1 protein-coding gene is annotated in these 777 nt (G+C 36.2%); it reads right to left on the bottom strand.

The annotated features are described in order from the left end of the window. Positions 1-346 (bottom strand): PAS domain-containing protein (locus KIV40_RS32755; protein WP_285353543.1); only part of this gene is annotated, 346 nt, incomplete at its 3' end. Between the last annotated feature and the right edge of the window lie 431 nt (positions 347-777).

Here is a 777-nt window from a genome sequence, read left to right as displayed (position 1 = left end):
TGGGTTGTGTTCTCACCGATTGGTATTCGTGAACGGAGCCATCCGAATTTCGAATGGGTGTAACAAATGCAGAGACCCAATAGTGGCCTTTGTCCTTACACTTGTTCTTCACCAAACCCATCCAACTGTTCCCCGATTGGATGTACTCCCAAAGCTGAGCGAATGCTGCTTTGGGCATGTCTTGGTGGCGAATAAGGTTGTGAGGTTGGCCTAACAACTCTTGTTCGTTGTAGCCAGCAACGTGGTAAAAGTCTTCATTACAATAAGTAATATTACTTTCTGGCGTGGTGGTCGAAATAAGACTATCCGTATCTGAAAAGCGAACTCGTTCATCATGATTGTTCATTACGTACTGCCTTGTATTTGTTATAAGAATTTATAGTTTTATAAGGCGCGTATTATCTTATAGGTGTCAAAATTATGCCTTATCAATAAATTGACGTCAGTCATTTTTTAACCAATTAAAATTCAATATGGTTTGATGCTAATCAATACAAATAAAATCTACATAAGTTAGCTGTGAAGTTAATCCATTAAATGACATTTATTCGGCATAAAAATGGAATCAATATTCCAATCTTTGAGTTGTTTTTTCTTACTAATTTAGGATGAGATTTTTGGTGATGCACCATATTGGTGATCGCGTTGCACTAAATTGGCCAGCATAATCGATTGATTTGTATGTAATTTAATCATACAAGTCGATAATTCCCTTCTTTTGCATATGGTCTATAAATTGCTTTGCTTTTGAAAGATGTAAAACAAAACAAAGGAATG

This window comes from Vibrio sp. D173a (assembly GCF_030248475.1).
This window is presented reverse-complemented; position numbering and strand designations above follow the sequence as displayed.